Source organism: Rhodococcus sp. PSBB066 (genome assembly GCF_017068255.1).
GTDB lineage: Bacteria > Actinomycetota > Actinomycetes > Mycobacteriales > Mycobacteriaceae > Rhodococcus > Rhodococcus aetherivorans.
The window spans coordinates 4,077,130-4,103,665 of sequence record NZ_CP070859.1; the positions used below are offsets into that span (position 1 = coordinate 4,077,130).

At 71.9% G+C, this 26,536-nt stretch carries 25 protein-coding genes; 6 read left to right on the forward strand and 19 right to left on the reverse strand.

Annotated features, from left to right (window positions below; all coding sequences use genetic code 11):
* Nucleotides 1-48: 48 nt before the first annotated feature.
* Nucleotides 49-870 (reverse strand): DUF3097 domain-containing protein, encoded by an 822-nt coding sequence (locus JYA75_RS18430; RefSeq protein ID WP_029543669.1) that lies wholly within the window; start codon nucleotides 868-870, stop codon nucleotides 49-51.
* Nucleotides 871-977: 107 nt separating this feature from the next.
* Here JYA75_RS18430 and JYA75_RS18435 point away from each other — a divergent pair, with 107 nt between their 5' ends.
* Complete coding sequence (locus JYA75_RS18435) at nucleotides 978-1,787, forward strand: hypothetical protein (protein WP_050035229.1); 810 nt, start codon at nucleotides 978-980, stop codon at nucleotides 1,785-1,787.
* 85 nt (nucleotides 1,788-1,872) lie between these two features.
* Here the strand turns inward: JYA75_RS18435 and JYA75_RS18440 are convergent, their stop codons facing one another.
* From JYA75_RS18440 to JYA75_RS18475, 8 genes are all read right to left on the reverse strand, one after another.
* Nucleotides 1,873-2,934, reverse strand: coding sequence for a ferrochelatase (locus JYA75_RS18440; RefSeq protein ID WP_185712746.1), 1,062 nt, complete (start codon nucleotides 2,932-2,934; stop codon nucleotides 1,873-1,875).
* A 9-nt stretch (nucleotides 2,935-2,943) separates the two neighbouring features.
* On the reverse strand, nucleotides 2,944-3,756 hold the full coding sequence (inhA, locus tag JYA75_RS18445) for an NADH-dependent enoyl-ACP reductase InhA (protein WP_006939295.1): 813 nt from the start codon (nucleotides 3,754-3,756) through the stop codon (nucleotides 2,944-2,946).
* A gap of 52 nt (nucleotides 3,757-3,808) precedes the next feature.
* A complete protein-coding gene (gene fabG1, locus JYA75_RS18450) occupies nucleotides 3,809-4,558 on the reverse strand; it encodes a 3-oxoacyl-ACP reductase FabG1 (protein WP_029543667.1) in 750 nt (249 codons plus the stop codon).
* A 79-nt stretch (nucleotides 4,559-4,637) separates the two neighbouring features.
* Nucleotides 4,638-5,618: a VWA domain-containing protein gene (locus JYA75_RS18455; protein ID WP_006939291.1), complete on the reverse strand. Its 981-nt coding sequence runs from the start codon at nucleotides 5,616-5,618 to the stop codon at nucleotides 4,638-4,640.
* The gene (locus tag JYA75_RS18460) at nucleotides 5,615-6,568 is read right to left on the reverse strand and encodes a DUF58 domain-containing protein (protein WP_029543665.1); all 954 of its coding nucleotides are present in this window, start codon (nucleotides 6,566-6,568) and stop codon (nucleotides 5,615-5,617) included. The genes JYA75_RS18455 and JYA75_RS18460 overlap by 4 nt, the downstream gene beginning before the upstream one ends.
* Nucleotides 6,565-7,725: a MoxR family ATPase gene (locus tag JYA75_RS18465; RefSeq protein ID WP_006939288.1), complete on the reverse strand. Its 1,161-nt coding sequence runs from the start codon at nucleotides 7,723-7,725 to the stop codon at nucleotides 6,565-6,567. The genes JYA75_RS18460 and JYA75_RS18465 overlap by 4 nt, the downstream gene beginning before the upstream one ends.
* Nucleotides 7,726-7,878: 153 nt before the next feature.
* Nucleotides 7,879-9,699 (reverse strand): NlpC/P60 family protein, encoded by a 1,821-nt coding sequence (locus JYA75_RS18470; RefSeq protein WP_006939287.1) that lies wholly within the window; start codon nucleotides 9,697-9,699, stop codon nucleotides 7,879-7,881.
* A 344-nt stretch (nucleotides 9,700-10,043) separates the two neighbouring features.
* Complete coding sequence (locus JYA75_RS18475) at nucleotides 10,044-10,589, reverse strand: DUF6676 family protein (RefSeq protein WP_006939285.1); 546 nt, start codon at nucleotides 10,587-10,589, stop codon at nucleotides 10,044-10,046.
* A gap of 257 nt (nucleotides 10,590-10,846) precedes the next feature.
* On the opposite strand from JYA75_RS18475, the gene acnA reads away from it, so the two are divergent.
* Both acnA and JYA75_RS18485 read left to right on the forward strand, forming a co-directional pair.
* Complete coding sequence (gene acnA, locus JYA75_RS18480) at nucleotides 10,847-13,651, forward strand: aconitate hydratase AcnA (protein WP_065922572.1); 2,805 nt, start codon at nucleotides 10,847-10,849, stop codon at nucleotides 13,649-13,651.
* Nucleotides 13,652-13,748: 97 nt separating this feature from the next.
* Nucleotides 13,749-14,321 carry a TetR/AcrR family transcriptional regulator gene (locus JYA75_RS18485; RefSeq protein ID WP_006939281.1) on the forward strand — a complete coding sequence of 191 codons (573 nt, stop codon included), beginning with the start codon at nucleotides 13,749-13,751 and terminating at the stop codon, nucleotides 14,319-14,321.
* A 5-nt stretch (nucleotides 14,322-14,326) separates the two neighbouring features.
* Here JYA75_RS18485 and JYA75_RS18490 read toward each other — a convergent pair whose 3' ends face one another.
* Nucleotides 14,327-14,572 (reverse strand): helix-turn-helix domain-containing protein, encoded by a 246-nt coding sequence (locus JYA75_RS18490; RefSeq protein ID WP_006939279.1) that lies wholly within the window; start codon nucleotides 14,570-14,572, stop codon nucleotides 14,327-14,329.
* Nucleotides 14,573-14,726: 154 nt separating this feature from the next.
* On the reverse strand, nucleotides 14,727-16,355 hold the full coding sequence (locus JYA75_RS18495) for an ABC-F family ATP-binding cassette domain-containing protein (RefSeq protein ID WP_006939277.1): 1,629 nt from the start codon (nucleotides 16,353-16,355) through the stop codon (nucleotides 14,727-14,729).
* Nucleotides 16,356-16,480: 125 nt separating this feature from the next.
* Between JYA75_RS18495 and JYA75_RS18500 the strand changes: the two genes are divergently transcribed.
* The 3 genes from JYA75_RS18500 to JYA75_RS18510 are packed head-to-tail and all read left to right on the forward strand — an operon-like array spanning nucleotide 16,481 to nucleotide 19,412.
* The gene (locus JYA75_RS18500; protein ID WP_043798805.1) at nucleotides 16,481-17,269 is read left to right on the forward strand and encodes an SDR family oxidoreductase; all 789 of its coding nucleotides are present in this window, start codon (nucleotides 16,481-16,483) and stop codon (nucleotides 17,267-17,269) included.
* 3 nt (nucleotides 17,270-17,272) lie between these two features.
* Nucleotides 17,273-18,382: a lycopene cyclase family protein gene (locus tag JYA75_RS18505; protein WP_029543659.1), complete on the forward strand. Its 1,110-nt coding sequence runs from the start codon at nucleotides 17,273-17,275 to the stop codon at nucleotides 18,380-18,382.
* 52 nt (nucleotides 18,383-18,434) lie between these two features.
* Complete coding sequence (locus JYA75_RS18510) at nucleotides 18,435-19,412, forward strand: Ku protein (RefSeq protein ID WP_029543658.1); 978 nt, start codon at nucleotides 18,435-18,437, stop codon at nucleotides 19,410-19,412.
* 63 nt (nucleotides 19,413-19,475) lie between these two features.
* On the opposite strand, the gene JYA75_RS18515 is transcribed toward JYA75_RS18510, so the two are convergent.
* From JYA75_RS18515 to JYA75_RS18550, 8 genes are all read right to left on the reverse strand, one after another.
* The gene (locus JYA75_RS18515) at nucleotides 19,476-19,868 is read right to left on the reverse strand and encodes a MarR family transcriptional regulator (protein WP_050036359.1); all 393 of its coding nucleotides are present in this window, start codon (nucleotides 19,866-19,868) and stop codon (nucleotides 19,476-19,478) included.
* 92 nt (nucleotides 19,869-19,960) lie between these two features.
* Nucleotides 19,961-20,341: a metal-sulfur cluster assembly factor gene (locus JYA75_RS18520; protein WP_006939268.1), complete on the reverse strand. Its 381-nt coding sequence runs from the start codon at nucleotides 20,339-20,341 to the stop codon at nucleotides 19,961-19,963.
* Entirely contained in the window at nucleotides 20,341-20,838 is a 498-nt protein-coding gene (gene sufU / locus JYA75_RS18525) for a Fe-S cluster assembly sulfur transfer protein SufU (protein WP_006939267.1), read from the reverse strand. The genes JYA75_RS18520 and sufU overlap by 1 nt, the downstream gene beginning before the upstream one ends.
* Nucleotides 20,838-22,091 carry a cysteine desulfurase gene (locus JYA75_RS18530; RefSeq protein WP_006939266.1) on the reverse strand — a complete coding sequence of 418 codons (1,254 nt, stop codon included), beginning with the start codon at nucleotides 22,089-22,091 and terminating at the stop codon, nucleotides 20,838-20,840. Before JYA75_RS18530 ends, sufU begins: the two co-directional genes overlap by 1 nt.
* Before the next feature lie 14 nt (nucleotides 22,092-22,105).
* Nucleotides 22,106-22,906: a Fe-S cluster assembly ATPase SufC gene (sufC, locus tag JYA75_RS18535; RefSeq protein WP_006939265.1), complete on the reverse strand. Its 801-nt coding sequence runs from the start codon at nucleotides 22,904-22,906 to the stop codon at nucleotides 22,106-22,108.
* A gap of 44 nt (nucleotides 22,907-22,950) precedes the next feature.
* Nucleotides 22,951-24,186: a Fe-S cluster assembly protein SufD gene (gene sufD / locus JYA75_RS18540; RefSeq protein WP_043798812.1), complete on the reverse strand. Its 1,236-nt coding sequence runs from the start codon at nucleotides 24,184-24,186 to the stop codon at nucleotides 22,951-22,953.
* Nucleotides 24,187-25,632 (reverse strand): Fe-S cluster assembly protein SufB, encoded by a 1,446-nt coding sequence (gene sufB / locus JYA75_RS18545; protein ID WP_006939262.1) that lies wholly within the window; start codon nucleotides 25,630-25,632, stop codon nucleotides 24,187-24,189.
* An 89-nt stretch (nucleotides 25,633-25,721) separates the two neighbouring features.
* Entirely contained in the window at nucleotides 25,722-26,501 is a 780-nt protein-coding gene (locus JYA75_RS18550; RefSeq protein ID WP_203329237.1) for a metalloregulator ArsR/SmtB family transcription factor, read from the reverse strand.
* Between the last annotated feature and the right edge of the window lie 35 nt (nucleotides 26,502-26,536).

Here is a 26,536-nt window from a genome sequence, read left to right on the forward strand (position 1 = left end):
ACAAATCGGACATCGCGGGTGGCTCCGCAGGTCACGGCCCCGGCGCGGTCAGTCCCCGGTGGGCTCGGTGACGAAGTCGACGAGCCGCTCGACCGCCCCGATCAGCGGCGCCTCGAGATCCCGGAAGCTCGACACCGCCGAGTAGACGCGGCGCCACCCGTCCTGCGGGCTGCCCCACCCCAGCGCCCGGCACACCCCGGTCTTCCAGTCCTGCCCGCGCGGAATCGTCGGCCACGCCTCGATTCCCAGCGCCTTGGGCCGCACCGCCTGCCACACGTCGACGAACGGATGCCCGGTGACGAGCACGTGCGGCCCGAGGTTCGCGGTCAGCCGCTCCTCCTTGGATCCGGCGACGAGATGGTCGGCGAGCACCCCCACGCGGCGGCCGGGACCGGGCGCGAACCCGGCGAGCCGCTCCCCGAGATTGTCCAGGCCCTCGAGTTGCTCGACCACGACCCCCTCGACGCGCAGATCGTGCCCCCACACGCGTTCGACGAGGGCCGCGTCGTGCACGCCCTCCACCCAGATGCGGCTGCCGCGCGCGACCCGCGCCCGCAACCCCTCGACCTTCGTGGACCCGGACGCGGACCGGGTGGGGCCGCCCGCCCTCGGCCGCGGCGCGGGCCGCACCAGCGTCACCGGCCGGCCGTCGAGGAGGAACGCGGCGGGGCGCAGCGCGAACAGCCGGGTGCACCGCGAAGCGTCCTCGAGCCGGACGAAGTCGCCGTCGTAGGTGCGTTCGATGCCGACGATCGCACCGCACCAACCGGACGCGACGTCCTCGACCACCAGGTCCTTCTCGGCGGGCACCTCGGGGATCGTGGGCTTACGGGCGCGCGGATGGCCGGCGAAGATGTCGCCGCCGTACATGTCGGGACTCACGCCCGCCACGTTAGGGCCGCCGCGGCCGCCGCGGCGGGAGGGCACGCCGACCGGCCGTGGCCCCGTTGCCGGGACGGCGCCTATGCTCGGAAACCGTGAGTTCACCCGGTCAGACCCTGACGGTGTGGGCCGGTTCCTGGTTGGCCGGGCACGCCGCACCGGACGACGTCATCGACGCCCTGCACGCCTGGGCGCCGATGCATCTGGTGGTCTCCCGCGACGAGCCCGCCGCCGACTTCTCCGCCGTGCCCGAGCATTCGCCCGTGGACGGCGCCGCCGTGCTGCTGTCCGCGCTGCGCCGGGCCGATCCGGCCGGCGTGGACGGGATCCGGCTGGTGCTGCCCGTGCCCGGCGACGTGCGGGGCCTGCCGCCGGGCACCGAGCTGGCGCGCGCCGCGGTCGCGGCCGGCGAGGCGGTGCTCGCCGGCGCACCCGGGACCCCCGGTCTCGGCTTCGTCCCCTCGGTGGAGGGGCCCGACGTGCTGCGCTGGACGCTGTTCGCGGTCCCGGCGGTGCCCGAGCCGCCCGCCGAGCCCGGCCTCGGGGAGGCCGAGTTCGCCATGCGCGAGGCGGTGCGGGACGCCGCGGCGAGGGTGGGCCGGGTGCTGACCGTCGGCGCGGACGGCCGCACCGCCGACCCCCGGGAGCAGATCGCGGCCGAGGTCGCCGAACATGCGCGGCACCGGTATCCGGAGTCGATGCCGGGGCGCGCGGCCCGCATCCTCGACTCGGCCGATCAGGTCGCGGCCATCCTCACGGTCGCCGGCCGCAGTGTGGAACCGAGGGCCGCCTCGGCCAGCGGGCAGGCCGCGCGGGAGGAGGCGCTGCGTCCGCTGTGGGCCGCGGTGCGGGCCGCCCGGCTCGGGGCGGTGGCGGCCGCGGTCCGGGCGGGGCATCACGCCTGACCCGATGCCGCGGACACGCCTCGGAGAGGCCCGGCGTCCTCGTTCTCTTACCCCGAGCCCGGGGTGGTGGGCTGAGCCCGCCCGGTCAGCGGGGCCGGGCTGGTGGCCGGCAGCATTCCGGTGCGCACAGCACGCCGTTGCAGCCGACGCCCAGCAGCGGCTGGGTGCCGCGCCGCACGGGGGCGGCGCCGTCGAGGTGTTCGCGCACCAGCTCGCGCACCATCTGCACGAACCGCGGGTCGGGGCCGGCGGTGGCGGCGCGGGCGAACGCCATGCCGAGTTCCGCGGCCCGGTCGCGGGCTTCGGTGTCGAGGTCCCAGACGACTTCGAGGTGGTCGGAGACGAAGCCGACGGGCACGACGACGACCGCGTCGACGCCGCGCGCGTGCAGGGCCTCGAGGTGGTCGACGATGTCCGGCTCGAGCCACGGCACCTGCGGCGGCCCGGATCGGGACTGCCACACCAGGTCGTGGTCGGCGCTGCCGGCGGCGGTGGCGACCAGGCGGGCCGCCTCGGCGACCTGCCGGCTGTACAGGTGCCCGCCCAGCTCGGGTGGGCCGCCGGTGGCGTCGGCGGCGGTGGGCACCGAGTGGGCGGTGAACACCAGGCGCGCCGCGTCGCGGCGGTCGGCGGGCAGCTGTGCCCGCGCCGCGGCGACGGCGTCGGCAACGGCGTCGAGGAACAGCGGGTGATCGTAGAAGTGCCGCAGCTTGGTCAGCACGGGTGCGTCGTCGCCGACGGCGGCGCGGGCGCGGGCGATGTCCTCGTGGTACTGCCGGCACCCCGAATAGCCACCCCACGCCGAGGTGGGGAACACCAGCGCGTTGCGCACCCCGTCGTCGCGCATGGCCGCGACGGTGTCCTCGATCATCGGGTGCCAGTTGCGGTTGCCGAAGTAGATCGGCAGGTCCAGCCCGGCGGCGGCGAAGTCCGCCTCGAGGCGCGCGATGAGGTCGCGGTTGAGGGCGTTGATCGGTGAGACACCCCCGAAGTGCAGGTAGTGCTCGGCGACCTCGTCGAGGCGTTCGGGCGGCACGCCGCGGCCCCGGGTGACATTCTCGAGGAACGGGCGCACGTCGTCCGGCCCTTCCGGACCGCCGAACGAGAGCACCAGCAGTGCGTCGTACGGCTCGGAGGTACGGGTCATGGCTCGACCCTAGGCGCCGGCACCGAAGCCGACCTGGGAATGGAATCCCCCGTCGACGTAGACGATCGACCCGGTGGTGCCGGGCAGCCAGTCGGACAGCACCGTGCACACGGTCTTCGCGACGGGCGTGGGGTCATCGACGTCCCAGCCGATCGGGGCCGCCGCGGACCAGCCCTCGTTGAGCCGGTTCATCTCGGCGCCGGGGCCGGTGGCGTCGCCGGCGATGGCCTTGGCGGCGAGGGTCTTGATCGGGCCGGCGGCGACGAGGTTGGAGCGGATACCGCGGCCGCCGACCTCCTTGGCGACGTACCGGTTGACGGACTCGAGGGTGGCCTTGGACACGCCCATCCAGTTGTAGAACGGGACGGCGCGGGCGGGGTCGAAGTCCATGCCGACCAGGGAGGCGCCGTCGTTGAGGACGGGCAGCAGGGCCTTGGCGAGCGCGGCGTAGGAGTAGGCGGAGACCTCGAGGGCGACGGCGACGTCGGTCCACGGCGCGTCGAGGAACGGGCTGCCCAGGCAGGAGCGGGGGGCGAAGCCGATGGAGTGCACGACGCCGTCGAGGCCCTCGGGGGCGAGCTCGCGCACCCGGCCGGCGAGGGTGTCGAGGTGGTCGGTGTTCTGCACGTCGAGTTCGAGGGCCGGGGGCACCGGCTGCGGCAGCCGCTGCGCGATGCGATCGATCAGGCGCAGCCGGTCGAAGCCGGTGACGACGACCTTCGCGCCCTGTTCCTGCGCGACCTTCGCGGTGTGGAAGGCGATGGAGGCGTCGGTGATGATGCCGGTGACGAGAATGGTCTTGCCCTCGAGCAGTCCGCCCATGAGTGTGTCGGTCCTCCAGTGAGTTTCGGATGTGGTGGCGTGCGTGCCGGCGTCAGTGCCCCATGCCGAGGCCGCCGTCGACGGGGATGACCGCTCCGGAGACGTAGGCGGAGTCGTCGGACGCGAGGAAGCTCACGACCGCCGCGACGTCCTCGGGCTTGCCGAGACGCTGCAGCGGGATGAACTTCTTCGCGGTGTCGCGGACGTCGTCGGAGAGCTCGGCGGTCATGTCCGTCTCGATGAATCCGGGCGCGACGACATTCGCCGTGATCGAACGCGAGCCGAGTTCGCGGGTCACCGAGCGGGCCAGGCCGATGACGCCGGCCTTCGAGGACGCGTAGTTGATCTGCCCCGCCTGACCGGCCATGCCGACGACCGAGCCGAGGAAGATCATCCGACCCCAGCGCCCCCGCAGCATCGCGCGGTTGGCGCGCTTCGCGCACCGGAACGCACCGGTGAGGTTGGCGTCGATGACCTTCGCGAACTGGTCCTCGGTCATCCGCATCAGCAGCGTGTCGTCGGTGATGCCGGCGTTCGCGACCAGGACCTCGACCGGGCCCTGGTGCTCTTCGACCTCCTTGAACGCGGCGTCGACGGACGCGCTGTCGGTGACATCGCACCGGACGCCGAACAGTCCGTCCGGGGCGCCGGAGCCGCGGTGGGTGACGGCGACCTTGTGGCCGTCCGCCTGCAGGCGGCGAGCGACGGCGAGGCCGATGCCGCGGTTGCCGCCGGTGACGAGAACCGAGCGGGGGGTGGCCGCGGGGCGCGGCGATCCGGCGGGGCTGCTTGCGTCAGTCATGGGGTCAAACCCTATCTGGTGGCGGTACGGGTCGGTAACAAGGCGCCCGCGGCGGCGGGCACGCGGTCCGCGGCGCAGGTCAGGGCAGGCGTTGGCGCAGCAGCAGGGCGGCGGCGACACCCCCGGCGACGGCGAGGACACCGAGGATCAGCCACGGGCGGCTGGCGTCGCCGCGGGTGGTCTCGTACCCGATCTGTTCCTCGAGGGTGTTGTAGGCGTCCTCGAGTTCCTGCAGGTTCGATGCGGTGAAGAAGGTGCCGCCGGAGAGGTTGGCGATCTCCTTCAGGGACGGGTCGTCCACCGGCACCGGGATGCGCTCGTCCTCGATCGTGACGGTGCCGTACTCGGTGCCGAAGGAGATGGTCGAGACGGGCACGTCCTTGTCCGCGGCCTGCCGGGCGGCGGTGAAGCCGCCGCGCGGGTCGTCGGGGCTCTCCGGGACGGTCTGCTTGCCGTCCGAGAGCAGCACGATCCGCGCCGGGGGCGCCTGGTCGCCGCCGCCGAGCACCGCGGCGAGGGTGTCGACGGACTGCAGGGCCGTGAAGATCGCCTCGCCGGTGGCGGTGCGCTCGCTCAGCTGCAGGTTGTCGATCGCGGTCTTGGTGGCCTCCCGGTTGGTGGTCGGCGAGACGAGCACCGACGCGGTGCCGGAGAACGCCACCAGGCCGAGGTTGATGCCGGGAGTCAGGTCGTCGGCGAACGACTTGGCGGCGGCCTGCGCGGCGGCGAGGCGAGTGGGCTCGACGTCGGTGGCCTGCATCGACAGCGACACGTCGATCACCAGGACAACGGTGGCGCGGTTGCGCGGAACCCGCTGCTCGGCGGTGGGCCCGGCAGCGGCGACGGTGAGCAGCGCCAGCCCGGCCAGCAGCAACGCGACCGGGACGTGCCGGCTGCGGCCGGGCCGCTGGGGGGCGACCTTCTCGAGCAGCTCGAGGTTGGTGAACCGCAGCGTGTGCCGCATCCGGCGGCGTTGCACCGCCACGTATCCGGCGGCGAGGGCCCCGACGACGAACAGGAACAGCAACCACCACGGCGCGGTGAAGTCGGAGATGCTCACCGGCCCCCCTTCACCGGGGCGCCGAAGCTGTGGCGGCGGGCGGCGACGAACCGGACCACGTCGTCGATCCAGTTGCGGTCGGTGCGCAGGCTCAGCAGCGGGGCGCCGCAGCCGCGGACGGCCTTGCGCACGGCGGCGCGGTGCTCGGCGGCGGCCCGGGCGTAGTCGGCGCGCAACTGCTCGCTGGTGGTGAACTCGCGGGTGTGCCCGGTCTCGGGGTCGTGCAGCACGACGTCGCCGAGGTCGGGCAGTTCGAGGTCGCGGCGGTCGAGGACTTCCACCGCGAGCAGGTCGTGCCGGCCGGACAGGGCGCGCAGCGAACGCTCCCAGTCGATGGGGCCGAGGAAGTCGCTGACGACGACGGCCAGGCCGCGGCGACGCTGCGGGCGGCGCAGCGACTCGATCAGCCCGCGCAGGTCCCCGCGGGTGCCGTCGGGGGCGTGCGGGGTCGTCGCGATCGAGCGGAGCATCGCCTGCGTGTGCAACTGGCCGCCGCGGGCGGGCACGCGGTGGGTGCGCGCCCCGGTGCTCACGACGGCACCGATCCGGTTGCCGCCGCCGCCGGCGAGGTAGCCGACCGCGGCGGCGGCGGCCACGGCGAGGTCCCGCTTCTCGCAGACCCCGGTGCCGAAGTCGAGGCTGGGCGAGAGGTCGATCGCCAACCAGGTCTCGAGTTCGCGGTCGGCGACGGTCTGCCGCACGTGCGGGTGGGTGGTGCGGGCGGTGACGGACCAGTCCATCTGCCGCACGTCGTCGCCGGGCTGGTACTCGCGGGCGTCGCCGGGCTCCGAGCCGGGCCCCGGGATGAGCCCGAGGTGGTCGCCGTGCAGCACCCCGTCGAGGCGGCGCCGCACGGTCAGCTCGAGGGTCCGCAGCGCCGCCGTGAGGGCGGGGTCACGCAGCTCGCCGGAACGGAAGGTCGGCGGGGTCACCGGGGGGCGTCGGCTCACCGCTGCCCCGCACCCGCCTCCGGCCCGGTCACGCCTGCCGCCGGCGCGGCCGCGGCCCCGACCGGGACCGGGGCGGGCGGGTTGGCCTGCGGGGCGACCTGCGGCATGCCGACGGTCTGCAGGATGCGGGCGATGATCTGGTCGGGCGTGACGTCGTCGGCGAGGGCGTCGTAGGACAGCACCAGCCGGTGCCGCAGCACGTCCGGGATGATGTCGACGACGTCCTGCGGCACGACGTAGTCGCGACCGCGCAGCAGCGCCAGGGCGCGCGCGGCGGAGATGATGCCGAGGGTCGCCCGCGGGGAGGCCCCGTAGGCGATCCACCCGTCGACCTCGGTCAGGCCGATCTCGCCGGGGGCGCGGGTGGCGAAGATGACGCGCACCACGTAGTCGACGAGGGCGTGGTGGACGAACACGCGGTTGGCGACCTGCTGCAGGCGGATCAGCTCGTCGCTGTCGAGGACCTGCTTGGGTTCGGGTGCGGCCACCCCCATGCGGTAGACGATCTCGCGTTCCTCCTCGACCGTGGGGTAGTCGACGAGGACCTTGAACAGGAACCGGTCGCGCTGGGCCTCCGGCAGCGGATACACGCCCTCGTTCTCGATCGGGTTCTGGGTGGCCATCACCAGGAACGGGTCGGGCATGGGGAAGGTCCTGCCACCGATCGTGACGTGCCGTTCGGCCATCACCTCGAGCAGCGCGGACTGTACCTTCGCCGGGGCCCGGTTGATCTCGTCGGCGAGCACGAAGTTCGCCACGACGGGCCCGAGTTCGGTGTCGAACGCCTCGCGGCCCTGCCGGTAGATGCGGGTGCCGACGAGGTCGGTCGGCACCAGGTCCGGGGTGAACTGCACGCGGGAGAACGAGCCGCCGACGACCTTCGCGAACGTCTCGACCGCGAGGGTCTTGGCCACGCCGGGAACACCTTCGAGCAACACGTGGCCGCGGGCGAGGACGCCGACGAGCATCCGCTCGACGAGCCGGTCCTGACCGACGATCACCCGTTTGACCTCGTAGATCGCCTGCTCGAGCAGGCGCACATCGTGTGCCTGGTCCGACGTGCGTGCCGCGTCCCCGGCCGGGGCGGCCGCGGCCGCCGTGGCGGTCTTCGCGTCCGACGTTGCCGTGCCCGACGTGCCACCCTCGCGTGAGGTCACCAAGAATCCACCGCTTTCGCCTAGGTCGTTCCTGCTCGAAGTCACCTACCCACACCACTATTCCAGGTGCCGGACGCCCCCGCCGTCGCCGAGCCGACGCCCGCGGTCACCGGTGTCGAGCGAGCCCGCCTCCGGCCGGGCCGAAGCGGTGCCTCAGGACACCATCCGTACCACGTACGGGGTCATGCCGTCCCAGCGTACCGGTGAGATCTTCACGTGCGAACCCGACTGCGGCGCCTCGATCATCTGCCCGTCGCCCAGGTAGAGGCCCACGTGCTGGCTGGCGTTCGGGCCGTAGAAGATCATGTCGCCGCGGCGCATCTCGGCCGACGGCACCTGCTCGCCCGCGGTGTACTGGTAGCCGGTGTAGTGCGGCAGCGAGATCCCGATCCCGGCGAATGCGTAGATCATCAGCCCGGAGCAGTCGAAGCCGACCTTGTTGTAGTCCCCGTAGCTGTCGGCGACGCCGCCGTCGCGGATGCCGAGGGTCGGACCGTTCTCGTCGCCACCACCCCAGGCGTAGGGCACCCCGATCTGCGACATCGCCCGGTCGATCACCGTTTCGACGGCGGCGGTGCCGCCGAGGGTCGAGCCCGGCTTGGGAGTGGTCCTGGGCCGGCTGCGGGTCGGCGGAGACGTGGTGGTGCCCTCCTCCTCGACCGGGTCGGCGCGGTCGGGGATCGTCGAGTCCTCCGAGTCGGACTCGCCGCTGCCGTCGGTCGTCGGCTCGCCCGCTCCGTCGGTGCCGTCCCCCGATCCGTCGGTGCCGTCCCCGGATCCGCCGGTGCCGTCCCCGGATCCGTCGGTGCCCGACCCGCCGGTGCCGTCCTCGGATCCGTCGGTGCCCGACCCGTCGGTACCCGACTCGTCCTGCTCGGGCGTGGTGCGGCCCGGCCGGGTGGTGGTCGCGTCGGAGGTGGGTGGCAGCGGCGACTCGAATCCGACCTCGGACTCGCCGGATTCGGCGGCCGCCGGCCGGGGCCGCACGTAGTCGTCGATCTGGGTGTGGGGCCGCTGCCCGTTGGCCAGTTCGGCCGCGCGGGCGCGGGCGTCGGCGTCGGCGGCGACGCGCCGGGCGGCGTCGGCCGCAGCCTGCCGGGCGGCGGTCTCGGCCGCGGCCGCCGCGGCCTCCTCGGCCTGCCGCTGCCGATCCCACTCCGCGTACTGCGCGCGCTGGCCCTCGAGCCCGGTGACGGTGCCGCGGGCCCGGTCGAGTTCGGCCTGCGCCTGCGCGCGGTCCTGTTCGATGCGTTGCTTCTCGGCCGTCTGCGCGGCCAGCGCGGTGCGCGCCTCGGCGATCGCCGCCTCGGCGGCGGCCCGGCGTTCCTCCGCCGCGGCGGCGGCGGCGTCCGCCTCCTGCTTGCTGGCCCGCGCCCGCGAGTCCCGGTTGGCCTGCTCGGTGCGGGCACGTTCGAGGGCGTCGAGGACGACGGTGCGGCCCGCGGAGAGCAGGCGCATGATCTGGGCGCGGTCGAGCAGGTCGTCGGGACCGGTGGAGCCGATGAACGAGGCGAGGGAGGCGACATTGGTGCCCTGGACGTAGCTGTCGCGGGCGAACGCGTCGAAGTCCTGCTGCGCCTGCCGGATCCGGGTGCCCGCGTCCTTCAGCGCCTGCTGCGACAGGGCGACCGCGTGGGCGGCGGCGTCGGCGGCGTCGCGGGCGGACTGCAGGTCCACGAGGGCACGGTTGACGTTCTCCCGCTTGACCGCGACCTGATTCTCGAGTTCGGCGAGTTGCTGGTCGGCGGTGGCGATCCGGAGGATGAGGCTGCCCACCTGGTCCACCCCGGCGGCGACGGCCACCCCGGCGGCCGCGAGATCGGCATCGCTGGGATTCGGCGGCGGGGACGGTACCGCGCCGGCGGACGCGGCGGTACCCGCGATCAGGGAGACGGCCAGGCCGAGACCGAGAACCAGCCGGGTCGTGCGGGACAGTCGGCGTCTTCGGGGCGTCCGCGACGGCTGTCGGGACATCGCCTGCCGTATACCGCTACGCCTCACATCGCCCTCCCTCGGTCGCGCCGGCGGGACGCACCCGAGCGCAACCTGGAAAGGGGTCGCCGCAGCAGCGATCCACCGCGGACGAGGCCGCGGTTGCATCGCTCGGCAGCCCGGCGTCGCCTCACGGTTCGCACCGCGACCCGACTCCGGGTATGTGTGACACCCCTTCCCCAAGAGCGCCAAGTGCACCGTACGACACTTTGCACCCCGAGGAAACTCCAGTCACAAATAACAGAAGGGTAATTCGACCTGTGTCAACGCCCTGAACTGTGACGACGGCCACAGTGGTGGCCGGGAAAATTCTCGGTGCGGTCCGGTCAGCGGGCGGGCCGGTCGGCAGCGACCGTCTCCGCCCCGCCGGTGTCGCCGCGGCGACGGACCGCCTTGGCGAGGTACGTGGCCCCCGCCGCGCCCGCGACCGCGAGCAGCAGCAGCACCGTCAGCAGCGTCCAGGGCGGCGCGGGCTCGGTGAGTGCGTCGACGAAGTTGGACGCCGAGACGACCGGATCGCCGGTGTAGGTGCGGTCCTGCGCGGACTCGAGGAGCACCCGGTCGATGCTGTCGCTGTGGGCGCCGGCCCAGCCGGGGCTCAGCACGAGCACGGTGCCGCCGTCCTCGCCGGCGACGTCGGTCGCGAGGTCGCGCAGTTGCGAGTCGAGCCGGGGATCGCGGTCGAGCACGACGATGCTCAGGTCGATGCCGTGCTGTTGCGCGCGTTCGACGACGGCGACCAGGTCGTCGACGCGGTCCGGGGGTGCCGAGACCTGGTCGTCGGCGAGATCGGCGAGGACCTGCTCGAGCGAGACACCCGGGGGGAGGTCGGTGGCCGACGGTGTCAGGACACGTGACAGGGGCGCAGACATCTCTCTCCGTGGGGCTCGACGGCCGCCGCTCGTGCGGCGCCGTTCGTACCCTACGCGACGGCGCCGCGGCGGCGGCCGGACGCCGGATCGGCGGTTGTGTCCCATCGGTTCACAGGACAAGCGTACTGTTAGACTTGCCGCGAGACGCCTCCGACGCCGTCCGGCCCTGTTCTGCGGCCCGGCTCGGCTCCGGGGCCTCGCTTCGGCCGTCGACACAGCCCCGTCGGCGGCGAGCCTCATCGACGAGTGGAGCTGACGTGAGCACCAGTATTGATTCGTTCGGCGCCAAGGGGACGCTGGAGGTCGGAGAGAACTCCTACGAGATCTTCCGCCTCTCGGCCGTTCCGGGCACCGAGAAACTCCCTTACGCACTGAAGGTTCTCGCCGAGAACCTGCTGCGCACCGAAGACGGTGCGAACATCACCGCCGATCACATCCGCGCCATCGCGAGCTGGGATCCGTCGGCCGAGCCGAGCGTCGAGATCCAGTTCACGCCCGCCCGCGTGATCATGCAGGACTTCACCGGCGTGCCCTGCATCGTCGACCTCGCCACGATGCGCGAGGCCGTCGAGACCCTCGGCGGCGACCCGAACAAGGTCAACCCGCTGGCCCCCGCCGAGATGGTCATCGACCACTCCGTGATCATCGACGTCGCCGGCCGCGCCGACGCCTTCGAGCGCAACGTCGACATCGAGTACCAGCGCAACGGGGAGCGCTACCAGTTCCTGCGCTGGGGCCAGGGCGCCTTCGACGACTTCAAGGTCGTCCCGCCCGGCACCGGCATCGTGCACCAGGTCAACATCGAGCACCTCGCGCGCACCGTCATGGTCCGGAACGGCCAGGCCTACCCCGACACCTGCGTCGGCACCGACTCGCACACCACCATGGTCAACGGCCTGGGCGTGCTCGGCTGGGGCGTCGGCGGCATCGAGGCCGAGGCCGCGATGCTCGGCCAGCCGGTCTCCATGCTCATCCCGCGCGTGGTCGGGTTCAAGCTCACCGGTGAGATCAAGCCGGGCGTGACCGCCACCGACGTGGTCCTCACCGTCACCGAGATGCTGCGCAAGCACGGTGTCGTCGGCAAGTTCGTCGAGTTCTACGGCAAGGGCGTCGCCGAGGTGCCGCTGGCCAACCGCGCCACCCTGGGCAACATGAGCCCCGAGTTCGGCTCCACCGCGGCGATCTTCCCGATCGACGAGGAGACCGTGAACTACCTGCGCCTGACCGGCCGCAGCGACGAGCAGCTCGCCCTCGTCGAGGCCTACGCCAAGGAGCAGGGCCTGTGGCACGACGCGGATGTCGAGCCGCAGTACTCCGAGTACCTCGAGCTCGACCTCGGTGACGTGGTTCCGTCCATCGCCGGCCCGAAGCGCCCGCAGGACCGGATCCTGCTGTCGGAGTCGAAGAGCGCCTTCCGCAAGGACATCCACAACTACGTGGAGGAGCACCACCCGGCCGACCACACCCAGCTCGACGAGGCCGTCGAGGAGTCCTTCCCGGCGTCCGACCCGGTCGCCCTGTCCTTCGCCGACGACGGTGCCGTGAATGTCCAGTCGGCCGCGAACGGCTCCGAGGGCCGGCCGACCAAGCCGGTCAAGGTCGTCTCCGAGGAGAAGGGCGAGTTCGTCCTCGACCACGGTGCCGTCGTGATCGCCTCCATCACCTCCTGCACCAACACCTCGAACCCGTCCGTGATGCTCGGCGCCGCGCTGCTCGCCCGCAACGCCGTCGAGAAGGGCCTGTCGGCCAAGCCGTGGGTCAAGACCTCCATGGCCCCCGGCTCGCAGGTCGTCACCGACTACTACGAGAAGGCCGGCCTGTGGCCGTACCTCGAGAAGCTCGGCTTCTACCTCGTCGGCTACGGCTGCGCCACCTGCATCGGCAACTCCGGCCCGCTGGACGAGGCGATCAGCAAGGCCATCAACGACAACGACCTGACGGCCACCGCGGTGCTCTCCGGCAACCGCAACTTCGAGGGTCGCATCTCCCCCGACGTGAAGATGAACTACCTGGCGTCCCCGCCGCTGGTCATCGCCTACGCCCTCGCCGGCACGATGGACTTCGACTTCGAGCACGACGCCCTCGGCCAGGATGCCGACGGCAACGACGTGTTCCTGAAGGACATCTGGCCCTCCGCCCAGGAGATCCAGGACACCATCGGCTCCGCGATCAGCCAGGAGATGTACGTCAAGGGCTACGCGGACGTGTTCAAGGGCGACGAGCGCTGGCGTGGCCTGCCCACCCCGGAGGGCAAGACCTTCGAGTGGGATCCCCAGTCCACCTACGTGCGTAAGCCCCCGTACTTCGAGGGCATGCCCAAGACCCCGGCTCCGGTCACGGACATCAAGGGGGCGCGGGTGCTCGCGCTGCTCGGCGATTCGGTCACCACCGACCACATCTCCCCCGCCGGCAACATCAAGGCGGGCACCCCGGCCGCGCAGTACCTCGAGGCCAACGGTGTCGAGCGCAAGGACTTCAACTCCTACGGCTCGCGGCGCGGCAACCACGAGGTGATGATCCGCGGCACGTTCGCGAACATCCGGCTGCGCAACCAGCTCCTCGACGACGTCTCGGGCGGCTACACCCGCGACTTCACGCAGGACGGCGGCCCGCAGGCGTTCATCTACGACGCGTCGCAGAACTACCAGAACGCCGGCATCCCGCTGGTCGTGCTGGGCGGCAAGGAGTACGGCTCCGGTTCCTCGCGGGACTGGGCCGCCAAGGGCACCAGCCTGCTCGGCGTCAAGGCCGTCATCACCGAGTCGTTCGAGCGGATCCACCGCTCCAACCTCATCGGCATGGGTGTCGTCCCGCTGCAGTTCCCCGCCGGCGAGTCGGCCGCCTCGCTGAAGCTGAACGGCACCGAGGTCTACGACATCGAGGGCATCGAGAAGCTGAACGAGGGCGTCACCCCGAAGACCGTCAAGGTCACCGCGACCCGGGAGAACGGCGAGAAGGTCGTCTTCGACGCGGTCGTGCGGATCGACACCCCCGGTGAGGCGGACTACTACCGCAACGGCGGCATCCTGCAGTACGTGCTGCGCAACATGATCAAGGGCTGACGTCCGAGATCGGTTCACCGCACACGCAGTGCACCGGCGGCGGGCTCGGGACGTCTCGTCTCGGGCCCGCCGTCTCTTCCCCGAAAGGACGTTCGCGGTGCCCAAGGTCAGTGAGGACCACCTCGCCGCACGCCGGAGTCAGATCCTCGCCGGCGCGCGACGGTGCTTCGCCGAGTTCGGCTACGACGGCGCCACGGTGCGCCGCCTGGAGGACGCCACGGGACTGTCCCGCGGCGCGATCTTCCATCACTTCAAGGACAAGGACGGGCTGTTCCTGGCGCTGGCCCAGGAGGATGCGGCGCGGATGGCCGACGTCGCCGCCGAGCAGGGCCTCGTGCAGGTGATGCGGGACATGCTCGCCTCACCGGAGCAGTTCGACTGGCTCGGCACCCGGCTGGAGATCACCCGGCGCCTGCGCACCGACCCGGACTTCGCGAAGGCGTGGACACAGCACTCCGCCGAGCTGACCAAGGCGACCGTGGGCCGGCTCGAGCGGCAACGCGAAGCCGGCCGGCTGCGCGACGACGTGCCGACCGAGGTGGTGCTCAGCTACCTGGACCTGGTCCTCGACGGCCTCATCGCGCGGCTCGCCTCGGGCACCGCCGACAGCGAACTGTCGGCGGTACTGGACCTGGTCGAGGAGTCCGTGCGACGGACCGCCGCCGGCTGACCCGCTCAGGTCGAGGCGCGCGCCGCGCTCCGCCGGTTCGGTCCGCCCCGGCCACGCAGCGCTACATGGGACTCCACGAGCACGTTGTGCACGAACCCGTAGGAACGGCCCGTCTCCTGCGCCAGCGTCCGGATGCTCGCCCCGGCCTCGTAGCGGCGTTTCAGTTCTGCCTGGAGACGGTCACGCGATTCCCCCGTGACCCGTGTGCCCTTGGTCAGTACATTCCCGGCGTGCCCGGATTTGCGTGCCATCGGATCCTCCCGTCGGCTCGGCAAGGCCCCGCTTCCAGGCTAGTGGACGGGGCGAGGTGCCGGGAGGAATCGCGCAGGTCCGGGCCGCGGCCGCACCCCGCGCCGGCACGATCGGCTCCGGGTACTCCCGCGCACGGTCACGCAGGGCCGGACCTCACGCCAGCTGGATCAGCTCCAGGTACTCCTGCGACCAGTGGTCCTCGGAACCGTCCGGCAGCAGGATCACCCGCTCCGGATCGAGCGCCTCGGCCGCGCCGGGATCGTGGGTGACGAGCACGACCGCACCGGCGTAGCTGCGCAGCGCGTCGAGCACCTGCTCCCGCGAGACCGGATCGAGGTTGTTGGTCGGCTCGTCGAGCAGCAGCACGTTCGCCGCGGACGACACCAGTCCGGCCAGCGCCAGCCGGGTCTTCTCACCGCCGGACAGCGTCCCGGCCGGCTGGTCGAGCTGCGGGCCGGTGAACATGAACGCCCCGAGCAGCCCCCGCAGGTCCTGCTCCCCCGCGTCCGGCGCCGCGTGCCGGATGTTCTCCCACACCGTCGCGTCGTCGTCGAGGGTGTCGTGCTCCTGGGCGAAGTAGCCGATCTTCAGGCCGTGGCCGGGCGCCAGCCGGCCCGCGTCCGGGGTCTCCACCCCCGCGAGCAGGCGCAGCAGCGTGGTCTTTCCGGCACCGTTGAGACCGAGCACGACGACGCGGCTGCCCCGGTCGATCGCCAGGTCCACACCGGTGAAGATCTCCAGCGAGCCGTACACCTTCGTCAGGCTCTCGGCCATGAGCGGGGTCTTGCCACACGGCGCCGGCTCCGGGAACCGGATCTTGGCCACCTTGTCGGCCACCCGCACCTCGTCGAGCTCGGCGAGCAGCTTGTCGGCGCGCTTGGCCATGTTCTGCGCCGCGACGGCCTTGGTGGCCTTCGCGCCGAGCTTGGCCGCCTGCTGCCGCAGCGCGGACGCCTTCTTCTCGGCGTTGGCGCGTTCGCGGCGACGGCGCGCCTCGTCGGTGGCCCGCGCGTCGAGGTACTTCTTCCAGCCCATGTTGTAGATGTCGGCCTCGCCGCGCACCGCGTCGAGGAACCACACCTTGTTCACGACGTCGGCGAGCAGGTCCACGTCGTGGCTGATGACGACCAGGCCGCCGTCGTGGTTCTGCAGGAATCCGCGCAGCCAGGTGATCGAGTCGGCGTCGAGGTGGTTGGTGGGCTCGTCGAGCAGCAGGGTGGTGGTGGACTTGCCGGAGCCGTCGGAGGCGGCGAACAGGATGCGGGCGAGTTCGACGCGGCGGCGCTGACCACCGGACAGGGTGCGCAGGGGCTGGCCCAGGACCCGGTCCGGCAGTCCGAGGCTCGTGCAGATCCGGGCGGCCTCGGACTCGGCCTCGTACCCGCCGAGCGCCGAGAAGCGTTCCTCGAGCGACCCGTACTTGCGTACCGCCCGGTCACGGACGTTCTCGTCGACGGCCTCGGCCATGACGGCCTGCTGCTTCTCCATCGCGCGCAGGATCTCGTCGAGGCCGCGGGCGGAGAGCACACGGTCCTTGGCCAGGACGTCCAGGTTGCCCTCGCGGGGATCCTGCGGCAGGTAGCCGAGGTCGCCGGAGCGGACGACGGCGCCCGCGTACGGCTCGCCCTCCCCCGCGAGGATGCGCAGGGTGGTGGTCTTGCCGGCACCGTTGCGCCCGACCAGCCCGATCCGGTCGCCGGGCTGCACCCGCAGCGCCGGGCCCGGCGCCGAGAGCAGCGTCCGCACGCCGGCGCGGACTTCCAGATCGGTGGCGGTGATCACGCGTGAGGCTCCTCGGGGACGACTCGGATTGGCTGCCAATAATGCCGCGGGGGCAGGCGCACGAACCATTCATTTTACCGTGTCCACCCCGGGATGCCGGGGTGAGATGCGCTACGTTCGCCGGCATGACCACTTCCCCCGACACCTCCCCCGGCTCCGACCTCACGGGCCGCGCGGCGCTGGTCACCGGAGCGAGCCGCGGGATCGGCAAGGCGATCGCCGCGGCGCTGCTCGCCCGCGGCGCGAGCGTGGCCCTCACGGCCCGCCACGCCGAGCCGCTCGCCGAGGCCGCCGGCGAGCTGCGCGCCCTCGGACACGGCGGGCAGGTGCTCGAGCTGCCCGGTAACGCCGGGGACGCCGACACCCGCGCCGAGGCGGTGCGCCGCACCGTCGCCGAGCTCGGCGGGCTCGACATCCTGATCAACAACACCGGCATCAACCCCGTCTACGGGGCTTTGATGGACGCCGACCTGGACGCCGTCCGCAAGATCTTCGACGTCAACGTCGTCGCCGCGCTGGGATTCGTGCAGCAGGCCTACCGCGCGTGGATGGCCGAGCACGGCGGTTCCGTGATCAACGTCGCGAGCGTGGCGGGCCTGCGCTCGACCGGCGTGATCGCCGCGTACGGGGCGTCGAAGGCGGCGCTGATCCGGCTGACCGAGGAGCTGGCCTGGCAGCTGGGGCCGGGCGTGCGCGTCAACGCGGTCGCGCCCGGGGTGGTGAAGACGAGGTTCGCGGCCGCGCTCGTCGCCGGCGGTGAGGACACCGCCGCCGCCCGATACCCGATGGGCCGCCTCGGCACGCCCGAGGACGTCGCCGAGCTGGTCGCGTTCCTGGTCTCCGATGCGGCCGGCTGGATCACCGGGGAGACTGTGCGGGTGGACGGTGGACTGCTGGCGACGGGAGCGATGTAGCGGGTGATAGACGCGGAGGTGCTGGTCGTCGGGCTCGGGCCGGCGGGGCGTGCGGTGGCACACCGGGCGGTCGCCGCGGGTCTCGACGTGCTGGCCGTGGACCCGCAGCCGGATCGGCCGTGGACTGCGACGTATGCGGCGTGGCTCGACGAGCTGCCGTCGTGGCTGCCCCCCTCGGTGCTCGCGGCGCGGGTGGACGAGCCGGCGGCGTGGACGGTGCGGCCACACCGGATCGAGCGCCCCTACGGTGTGTTCGATGCGTCGGCACTGCAGCGAAGCCTGGCGCTGGAGCCGGCGCGGGTACGGGCCGGCCGGGTGGACGCCGTCGCCCCGGATCGCGTCACCCTCGCGGACGGAAGCGTGCTGCGGGCCCGGAGCGTGATCGACGCGCGCGGGGTGCCCGCCGACCGCTCCCGCGCCCAGCAGACCGCCTTCGGGGTCACGGTCGACGCCGCCACTGCCGCACCCGTGCTGGAGGGCCGCGCCGCCTGGTTCATGGACTGGCGGCGCGACAACCGCACCCGCTCCGGGGATGCGCCGTCGTTCCTGTACGCGGTGCCGCTCGGCGGCGGCCGGGTGCTGCTGGAGGAGACCTGCCTGGTGGGGCGGCCCGCCATTCCGCTCGCCGAGTTGCGGCGCCGCCTCGAGGCCCGGCTCGCCGCGCGCGGGGTCACGCTGAGCGGGACGGAGCCGGTGGAGCGGGTGCGGTTCGCCGTGCAACCCCCGCCGGGGTCGGCGCGCGGGGTGGCCCGGTTCGGCGCCCGCGGCGGGCTGATGCACCCGGGCACCGGCTACGCGGTGGCGGCGTCGCTGGCGGCGGCCGATCCGGTGGCGCACGCGCTCGCCGGGGGCCGCAGCGCCACGGCGGCGTTGTGGTCCCCGTCCGCGCGTGCGGTCGCGCAGCTGCGCGCCTCGGGGCTGCGGGTGCTGCTGGGACTACACCCGGAACAGACCCCGGCGTTCTTCGCGGGGTTCTTCACGCTGCCACCGGAACGCCAGCGCTCCTACCTGTCGGGCCGCACCGACCTCGGCGGGACGGTGGCGGCGATGACCCGGATGTTCGCGACGGGTTCGCCGGCGTTGCGCGGGGCGATGCTGCGCGCCCTGTGGTGAGGAGTTCGCCCGGTTCCGCGCGGCGGGCGCCGATCTCGATCATGATGGAACCATGCGTTCGATCTGGAAGGGTTCCATCGCGTTCGGGCTGGTGAACGTGCCGGTGAAGGTGTATTCGGCCACGGAGAGCCACGACATCCGGTTCCACCAGGTGCATGCGAAGGACGGCGGGCGGATCAAGTACGACCGGATCTGCACCGAGTGCGACGAGTCGGTGCCCTACGCCGAGATCGACAAGGCCTACGACTCCGACGAGGGCGTGCGGGTCGTGCTCGCCGACGAGGACTTCGACAAGCTGCCTGTCGCGGAGAAACACGAGATCCCGGTGCTGCAGTTCGTCCCGACCGAGCAGATCGACCCGATCCTGTTCGAGAAGTCGTACTACCTCGAGCCGGACTCGTCGTCGCCGAAGGCGTACACGCTGCTGGCCGAGACGCTCACGCAGACCGATCGCACCGCACTGGTGCACTTCACGCTGCGGCAGCGCACCCGGCTGGCGGCGCTGCGCAACCGCGACGGCGTGCTCGTGCTGCAGACCCTGCTGTGGCCGGACGAGGTGCGGTCGGTGGCGTTCCCGGTGCTCGACGACGCGGAGCCGCCGAAGCAGAAGGAACTGGCGATGGCGGAGATGCTCGTCGAGTCGATGGCCGACGACTTCCGTCCGGACGAGTTCACCGACGAGTACCAGGTCGAGCTGCGGTCGCTGATCGACGACATCATCGCCCGGGGCGGCGAGAAGGTGCTGCCGGTGACCCCGGCGGGGGAACCCGCCGCCGAGGACGCCGAGGTGCTGGACCTGGTGGCTGCGCTGCAGCGCAGCGTGGACGCCGCCGCGGCCGGCGACGAGTCGGGCGCGGCCGCGCCCGCCCGCGGCGCGGCGGCGAAGAAGACGCCCGCCAGGAAGAGCGCCGCGAAGAAGACGCCGGCGAAGAAGACCACGGCCGAGAAGCCCACCGCGAAGAAGACGGCGGCGAAGAAGACCACCGAGAAGGCCCCCGCGAAGAAGTCCACCGCGCGCAAGCGGGCCTGAGGCCCCGGCACCGGCCGGGGCCTCAGGTGTCGGATGGGTGCCGGCCGCGGCCGGCACCACATCTCAGTCCAGTCCGTCGCCGAGGCGGCGCAGGAGCGCCGTGAGCTGCTCCACGTCGGCCGTGTCCCATGCGGACAGCCGGCGACGCCACCGCGCCGTCTGCTCGCGCTGCAACGCGGTCAGCCGCTCCCGGCCTTCCGGGGTGAGCGCCACGAGCCGCGCCCGCGCGTCCTGCGGGTCCGTCGTCCGCTCGACCAGGCCGAGCCGGGCGGCGGCGTCGATGCGCCGCGTCAACGTCGACTTCTCGATGGCGAGATCCGCGAGCAGCTCCGACATCGCCACCGCGTCGGCGCGGCCGAGCAGCACCAGCAGCGGGTAGCACGCCGGATCCAGCCGGGGGTGGACGGCGCGGGCCCGCTCCCCCATCTGTGCCCGGCCGCGGCGCATCAGCGCCATGAACTCGTGTTCGAGGGCGGTGATCGGATCCGGGGAGCTGCCGGCCCCCGGATCCGGGGGCGCCTGGGAGCTGGGCCGGGTCACCGGCCGCGTCAGACGGTGAAGCCGAGCGCGCGCAGCTGCTCGCGACCGTCCTCGGTGATCTTGTCCGGCCCCCACGGCGGCATCCACACCCAGTTGATGCGCAGCTCGTCGCACAGGCCGCTGCGGACGAGAGCGTTGCGGGACTGGTCCTCGATCACATCGGTGAGCGGGCAGGCCGCCGACGTGAGCGTCATGTCGATGGTGACGGCCTCGTCGTCCTCGGTGATGCCGTAGACCAGGCCCAGGTCGACGACGTTGATTCCGAGCTCGGGATCGACGACGTCGCGCATCGCCTCCTCGAGCTCCTCGAACCGCTCGGGGTCGAGGGTGGGAGCCGCGTCCGGGGCTGCGGCGGTGGTCTCGTCCGCCGGGGTCACGGGTTCGGTCATCAGTTCTGTCCTCCGCTGGCTACGGGTGCGGTGCTGTGAGTGCTGTGGGTGCTGTGGATGCTGTCGGCGATCTGCACGACGGCGTCCTTGAAGGCCATCCAGCCCAGCAGCGCACACTTCACGCGCGCCGGGTATTTCGAGACGCCGGCGAAGGCGATGCCGTCGCCGAGTACGTCCTCGTCGCCCTCGACGGTCCCGCGGCTGCCGACCATCTCCGCGAACGCGTCGACGGTGGCCAGGGCCCGGTCCAGCGGCTCCCCGATCACCTGGTCGGTGAGCACCGAGGTGGACGCCTGGCTGATCGAGCAGCCCTGCCCGTCGTAGGAGACGTCCGCGACGGTGCCGTCGTCGGCGAGATGCACCCGCAGCGTCACCTCGTCGCCGCAGGTGGGGTTCACGTGGTGCACCTCCGCGCCGTAGGGCTCGCGCAGACCCCGGTGGTGCGGGTGCTTGTAGTGGTCCAGGATGACCTCCTGGTACATCTGCTCCATCCGCATCAGCGCGCTCCGAAGAAGGCCTGGGCCCGGCGGATCGCCGCGCCGAGCGCGGCCACCTCGTCGAGCGTGTTGTACACGGCGAAGGAGGCGCGGGCGGTCGCCGCGACCCCGAATCGACGGTGCAGCGGCCACGCGCAGTGGTGCCCGACGCGGATCTCGACGCCCTCGTCGTCGAGGATCTGCCCGAGATCGTGGGCGTGGATGCCGTCGACGACGAACGACACCGCCCCGCCGCGCTGCTCGGCCGTGGTGGGGCCGACGATCCGCACACCGTCGATGCCGGCGAGTTCGGCGAGGGCCGCCGCGGTGAGCTCGTGCTCGTGCGCGGCGACGGCGTCCATGCCGATCTGCTGCAGGTACCGCACCGCGGCGCCGAGACCGACGGCCTGCGACGACATCGGTGAGCCGGCCTCGAAGCGCTGCGGCGGCGGCGCGAACGTCGACGCCTCCATGGTGACGGTTTCGATCATCGAGCCGCCGGTGATGAACGGCGGCACGTCGGCGAGCAGCTCACGGCGGCCGTAGAGGACGCCGACGCCGGAGGGGCCGAACATCTTGTGGCCGGAGAACGCGGCGAAGTCGACGCCGAGCGCGTGGAAGTCCACGCTCATGTGCGGCACGGACTGGCAGGCGTCGAGGACGACGATCGCGTCGACGGCCTTCGCGCGCCGTACCAGCTCCTCGACCGGCGCCACGGCCCCGGTGACGTTGGACTGGTGGGTGAAGGCGACGACCTTGACCCGGTCGGTGAGTTCGAGGGAGTCGACGTCGATGCGGCCGTCGTCGGTCACGCCGAACCAGCGCAGCGTCGCGCCGGTGCGCCGGGCGAGTTCCTGCCAGGGCACCAGGTTGGCGTGGTGTTCGAGTTCGGTGACGACGATCTCGTCGCCGGGCCCGAGGCGCCGCGGGAACCGGGCGTCGGCGAAGGCGTAGGCGACGAGGTTGAGCGATTCGGTGGCGTTCTTGGTGAACACCACCTCGTCGGGATCCGCGCCGACGAAGTCGGCGATCACGGCGCGGGCGCCCTCGTAGGCGTCGGTGGCCTCCTCGGAGAGCTCGTGCGCTCCCCGGTGCACGGCCGCGTTGCAGGTGGTCAGGAACGCGCGTTCGGCGTCGAGGACCTGCGTCGGGCGCTGCGAGGTGGCCCCGGAGTCGAGGTAGACCAGGGGCTTTCCGTCGCGCACCGTGCGCCCGAGGATCGGGAAGTCGGCCCGGATCCGGGCGACGTCCACCGTGGGCACCTGCACCGTCATCGGCTCACTGCTCCTTACTTGTCGGCACCCGCGGCCGCGGCGGCGGCCTGGGTGAAGCGCACGTAACCGTTGGTCTCGAGTTCCTCGGCCAGCTCCGCGCCGCCGGACTCGACGACGCGGCCGCCGACGAACACGTGCACGAACTGCGGCTTGATGTAGCGCAGGATGCGGGTGTAGTGGGTGATCAGCAGCACGCCGCCGTGCTCGCGTTCCTGGTAGCGGTTGACGCCCTCGGACACCACGCGCAGCGCGTCGACGTCGAGGCCGGAGTCGGTCTCGTCGAGGATGGCGATCTTCGGCGCGAGCAGGCCCAGCTGCAGGATCTCGTGGCGCTTCTTCTCGCCACCGGAGAAGCCCTCGTTGACGGAGCGGTCACCGAACGCCGGGTCGATGTCGAGTTCGGTCATCGCCGACTTGACCTCCTTGACCCAGTGCCGCAGCTTCGGCGCCTCGCCGCGGACCGCGGTCGCGGCGGTGCGCAGGAAGTTCGACATGGACACGCCCGGAACCTCGACGGGGTACTGCATGGCCAGGAACAGGCCGGCGCGGGCCCGCTCGTCCACGCTCATCGCGAGCACGTCCTCGCCGTTGAGGGTGATCGACCCGGAGGTCACCTCGTACTTGGGGTGGCCGGCGATGGCGTACGACAGGGTGGACTTGCCCGACCCGTTGGGGCCCATGATGGCGTGCGTCTCCCCGGACCGGACGGTGAGGTTCACGCCCTTGAGGATGTTGATCGGCTCGGCGTTGTCGTCGGTCTGGGCGACGCGGACGTGCAGGTCCTTGATCTCGAGGACGTTCTGCTCGGGGGACATGTCGGTAACGGTTCCTTCGCGAAGATGGGGAGAACGGGTGGGGGTCAGGCGCCGACGGCGGCGAGCTCGGCCTCGATGGCGGCCTCGAGCCGCTCCCGGACGGCGGGCACGGTGATCTTCTCGACGAGTTCGTGGAAGAATCCGCGGACCACCAGGCGGCGCGCCTGCTCCTCGGAGATGCCGCGGGCACGCAGGTAGAACAGCTGCTCGTCGTCGAACCGGCCGGTGGCGCTGGCGTGACCGGCGCCGACGATCTCGCCGGTCTCGATCTCGAGGTTGGGCACCGAGTCGGCGCGGGCACCGTCGGTGAGCACCAGGTTGCGGTTCAGCTCGAAGGTGTCGGTGCCCTCGGCCTCGGCGCGGATGAGCACGTCCCCGATCCACACGGTGTGCGCGTCCGGCTTGCCGGAGCCCGGATCGCCCTGCAGGGCACCCTTGTACACCACGTTGGACTTGCAGTGCGGCTGCGCGTGGTCCACGAGCAGGCGCTGCTCGAGGTGCTGGCCGGCGTCGGCGAAGTACAGACCGAGCATTTCGGCGTCGCCACCGGGCGCGTCGTACCTGACGGTCGGCGACACGCGCACGAGGTCACCGCCGAGGCCGACGGTGAAGTGCCGCAGCACGGCGTCGCGGCCGAGGCGGGCGTGGTGGGCCGTCACGTGTACCGCATCGTCGGCCCAGTCCTGGATGGCGACGATGTTCAGGCGCGAGCTGTCGCCGAGGACGAACTCGACGTTCTCCGCGTAGGTGCCGGAACCGCGCTGGTCGAGGACGACGGTGACCGACGCGAACGGCTCGAGCCGCACCTGCAGGTGTCCGAACGCGACCTTCCCCTCCCCGGGGCCGGTGACGGTGATCGTGACCGGCTCGGTGACCTCGACCTCGCGGCCGACGGTGACGACGGTGGCGGTGGTGAAGCCCGAGTAGGCCTGGGCGGCGACACGGTCGGCCGGCACGCCGCCTTGGCCGAGGCGGGCATCGTCGCGGCCGACGGTCTCGACCTGCACCCCCTCGACGGGGGTGACCTCGACGGTGGGGGCGCCGTCGGCGACCGCGGTGCCGTCGTGCAGGCCCCGCAGCCGGCGCAGCGGGGTGAACCGCCAGGCCTCGTCGCGACCGGAGGGGATCTCGAAGGCGTTCACGTCGAACGACGTGAAGACCTCCCCCTTGTTGACGGCCGGCCCGCGGGCGGTCTTGATCGCGGGCCCGGCGGCGTTCTCCGAGCGCACGGCTCCCTGCACCCCGGTGGCGGTGGGGGTGTTCTTCGCTTCCGCAGTCATTTAGCCGACTGCCCCTTCCATCTGCAGTTCGATCAGGCGGTTGAGCTCGAGCGCGTACTCCATCGGCAGTTCCTTGGCGATGGGCTCGACGAAGCCGCGCACCACCATCGCCATCGCCTCGTCCTCGGTCAGTCCGCGGCTCATCAGGTAGAACAGCTGGTCGTCGGAGACCTTGGAGACGGTCGCCTCGTGGCCCATCGTCACGTCGTCCTCACGGATGTCGACGTACGGGTAGGTGTCCGAGCGGGAGATCTGGTCGACGAGCAGTGCATCGCACTTGACGGTCGACTTCGACCCGTGGGCGCCCTTGTTGACCTGGACCAGGCCGCGGTAGGAGGCGCGACCGCCGCCGCGGGCCACCGACTTCGACACGATGGTCGAGGAGGTGTGCGGCGCCAGGTGCAGCATCTTCGCGCCGGTGTCCTGGTGCTGGCCCTCGCCGGCGAACGCCACGGACAGCACCTCGCCGCGGGCGTGCTCACCCATCATCCATACGGCCGGGTACTTCATGGTGACCTTGGAACCGATGTTGCCGTCGATCCACTCCATCGAGCCGCCGGCCTCGACCTTGGTGCGCTTGGTGACGAGGTTGTAGACGTTGTTCGACCAGTTCTGGATGGTCGTGTAGCGGCAGTGCCCGCCCTTCTTGACGATGATCTCCACCACCGCCGAGTGCAGCGAGTCCGACTTGTAGATCGGGGCGGTGCAGCCCTCGACGTAGTGCACGGAGGCGCCCTCGTCGACGATGATCAGGGTCCGCTCGAACTGGCCCATGTTCTCGGTGTTGATCCGGAAGTAGGCCTGCAGCGGGATGTCGACGTGCACGCCGGGCGGGACGTAGATGAACGAGCCGCCCGACCACACGGCGGTGTTCAGCGCGGAGAACTTGTTGTCGCCGGCCGGGATGACCGACCCGAAGTACTCCTTGAAGATCTCCGGGTGCTCGCGCAGGCCGGTGTCGGTGTCGAGGAAGATCACACCCTGGGACTCGAGGTCCTCACGGATCTGGTGGTAGACCACCTCCGACTCGTACTGCGCGGCGACACCGGCGACGAGGCGCTGCTTCTCCGCCTCGGGGATGCCGAGCCGGTCGTAGGTGTTCTTGATGTCCTCGGGCAGCTCTTCCCAGCTCGCGGCCTGCTTCTCGGTGGAGCGCACGAAGTACTTGATGTTGTCGAAGTCGATGCCCTCCAGGTTCGAGCCCCACACCGGCATCGGCTTCTTCTCGAAGGTGCGCAGCGCCTTGAGGCGGATGTCGAGCATCCACTCGGGCTCGTCCTTCTTCGCGGAGATGTCGCGCACGACCGCCTCGGACAGGCCTCGCTGGGCCGTGGCGCCGGCGGCGTCGGAATCCGACCAGCCGTAGCCGTAGTGACCGAGGGACGCGATGGTCTCCTCCTGTGTCAGCGGCGCGCCGGCCGACGCCTGATCCGATGTGACGGTCATGTGAGCTCCTTCCGGAGTCTTGTTCGGTGCCGGCGAGGGCTGATCGCCGGCGGACAACGTGTTGCTCTGTCGGGGGAAGCGGGTCGTGCTCAGGTCTTGCCGATGTCCGGCGGCAGCACCGGGACGTGGGTGGTGCAGAAACTGTCGCCGTTGGCGATGGTCGCCAGCCGCTGCACATGGGTGCCCAGGATCTCGGTGAACGCCTCCCGTTCGGCCTCGCACAGCTCCGGGAACTGCTCGGCCACGTGCGAGACCGGGCAGTGGTGCTGGCAGATCTGCACGCCGGTGCCCACCCGCCGGGTCGACGCCGCGAACCCGGCGTCGGTGAACGCCGCCGCGATGTCCTCGGCGGTGGCCTCGATCTCGGTGGCGCTCCCGGACTCCGCGGGCGGGACCCCGCCGAGGATGGACTGCACGCGCCGCCGGGCGAAGTCCTCGACGGCGGCCTCGCCGCCGACCTCCCGCAGGTGCCGCATCGCAGCACTGGCGAGGTCGTCGTAGGAGTGTCCCAGCCGGGCCCGGCCCACCGCGGTGAGCTGGAATCGGCGCGCCGGCCGTCCCCGTCCCCGGCCCTCCCGCCGCGGCGGCGGAGCGGCCTGGGCCTCGCCGGTGTCGATGAGGGCGTCGAGGTGGCGGCGCACCCCGGCCGCGCTCAGGCCGAGCCGGGCACCGATCTCGGTGGCCGTGATCGGACCCTCCTCAAGCAGCAGCTGCACCACCGCCGCCCGGGTCTGGCCCTCGTGCGCGCCCGGCGCCTGGGTGACCGGGAACGCGGCGACAGGCGTGTGACCTGCGCGTTCCTCGTGCACCCGGGCAGCGGACGTCGTTTTCACAACACCAGTGTGACGGAATTCCCCGGGCCGGTCCACAAAGGGTGCCCTACCTAACTGCGGCGGGGCCCGGT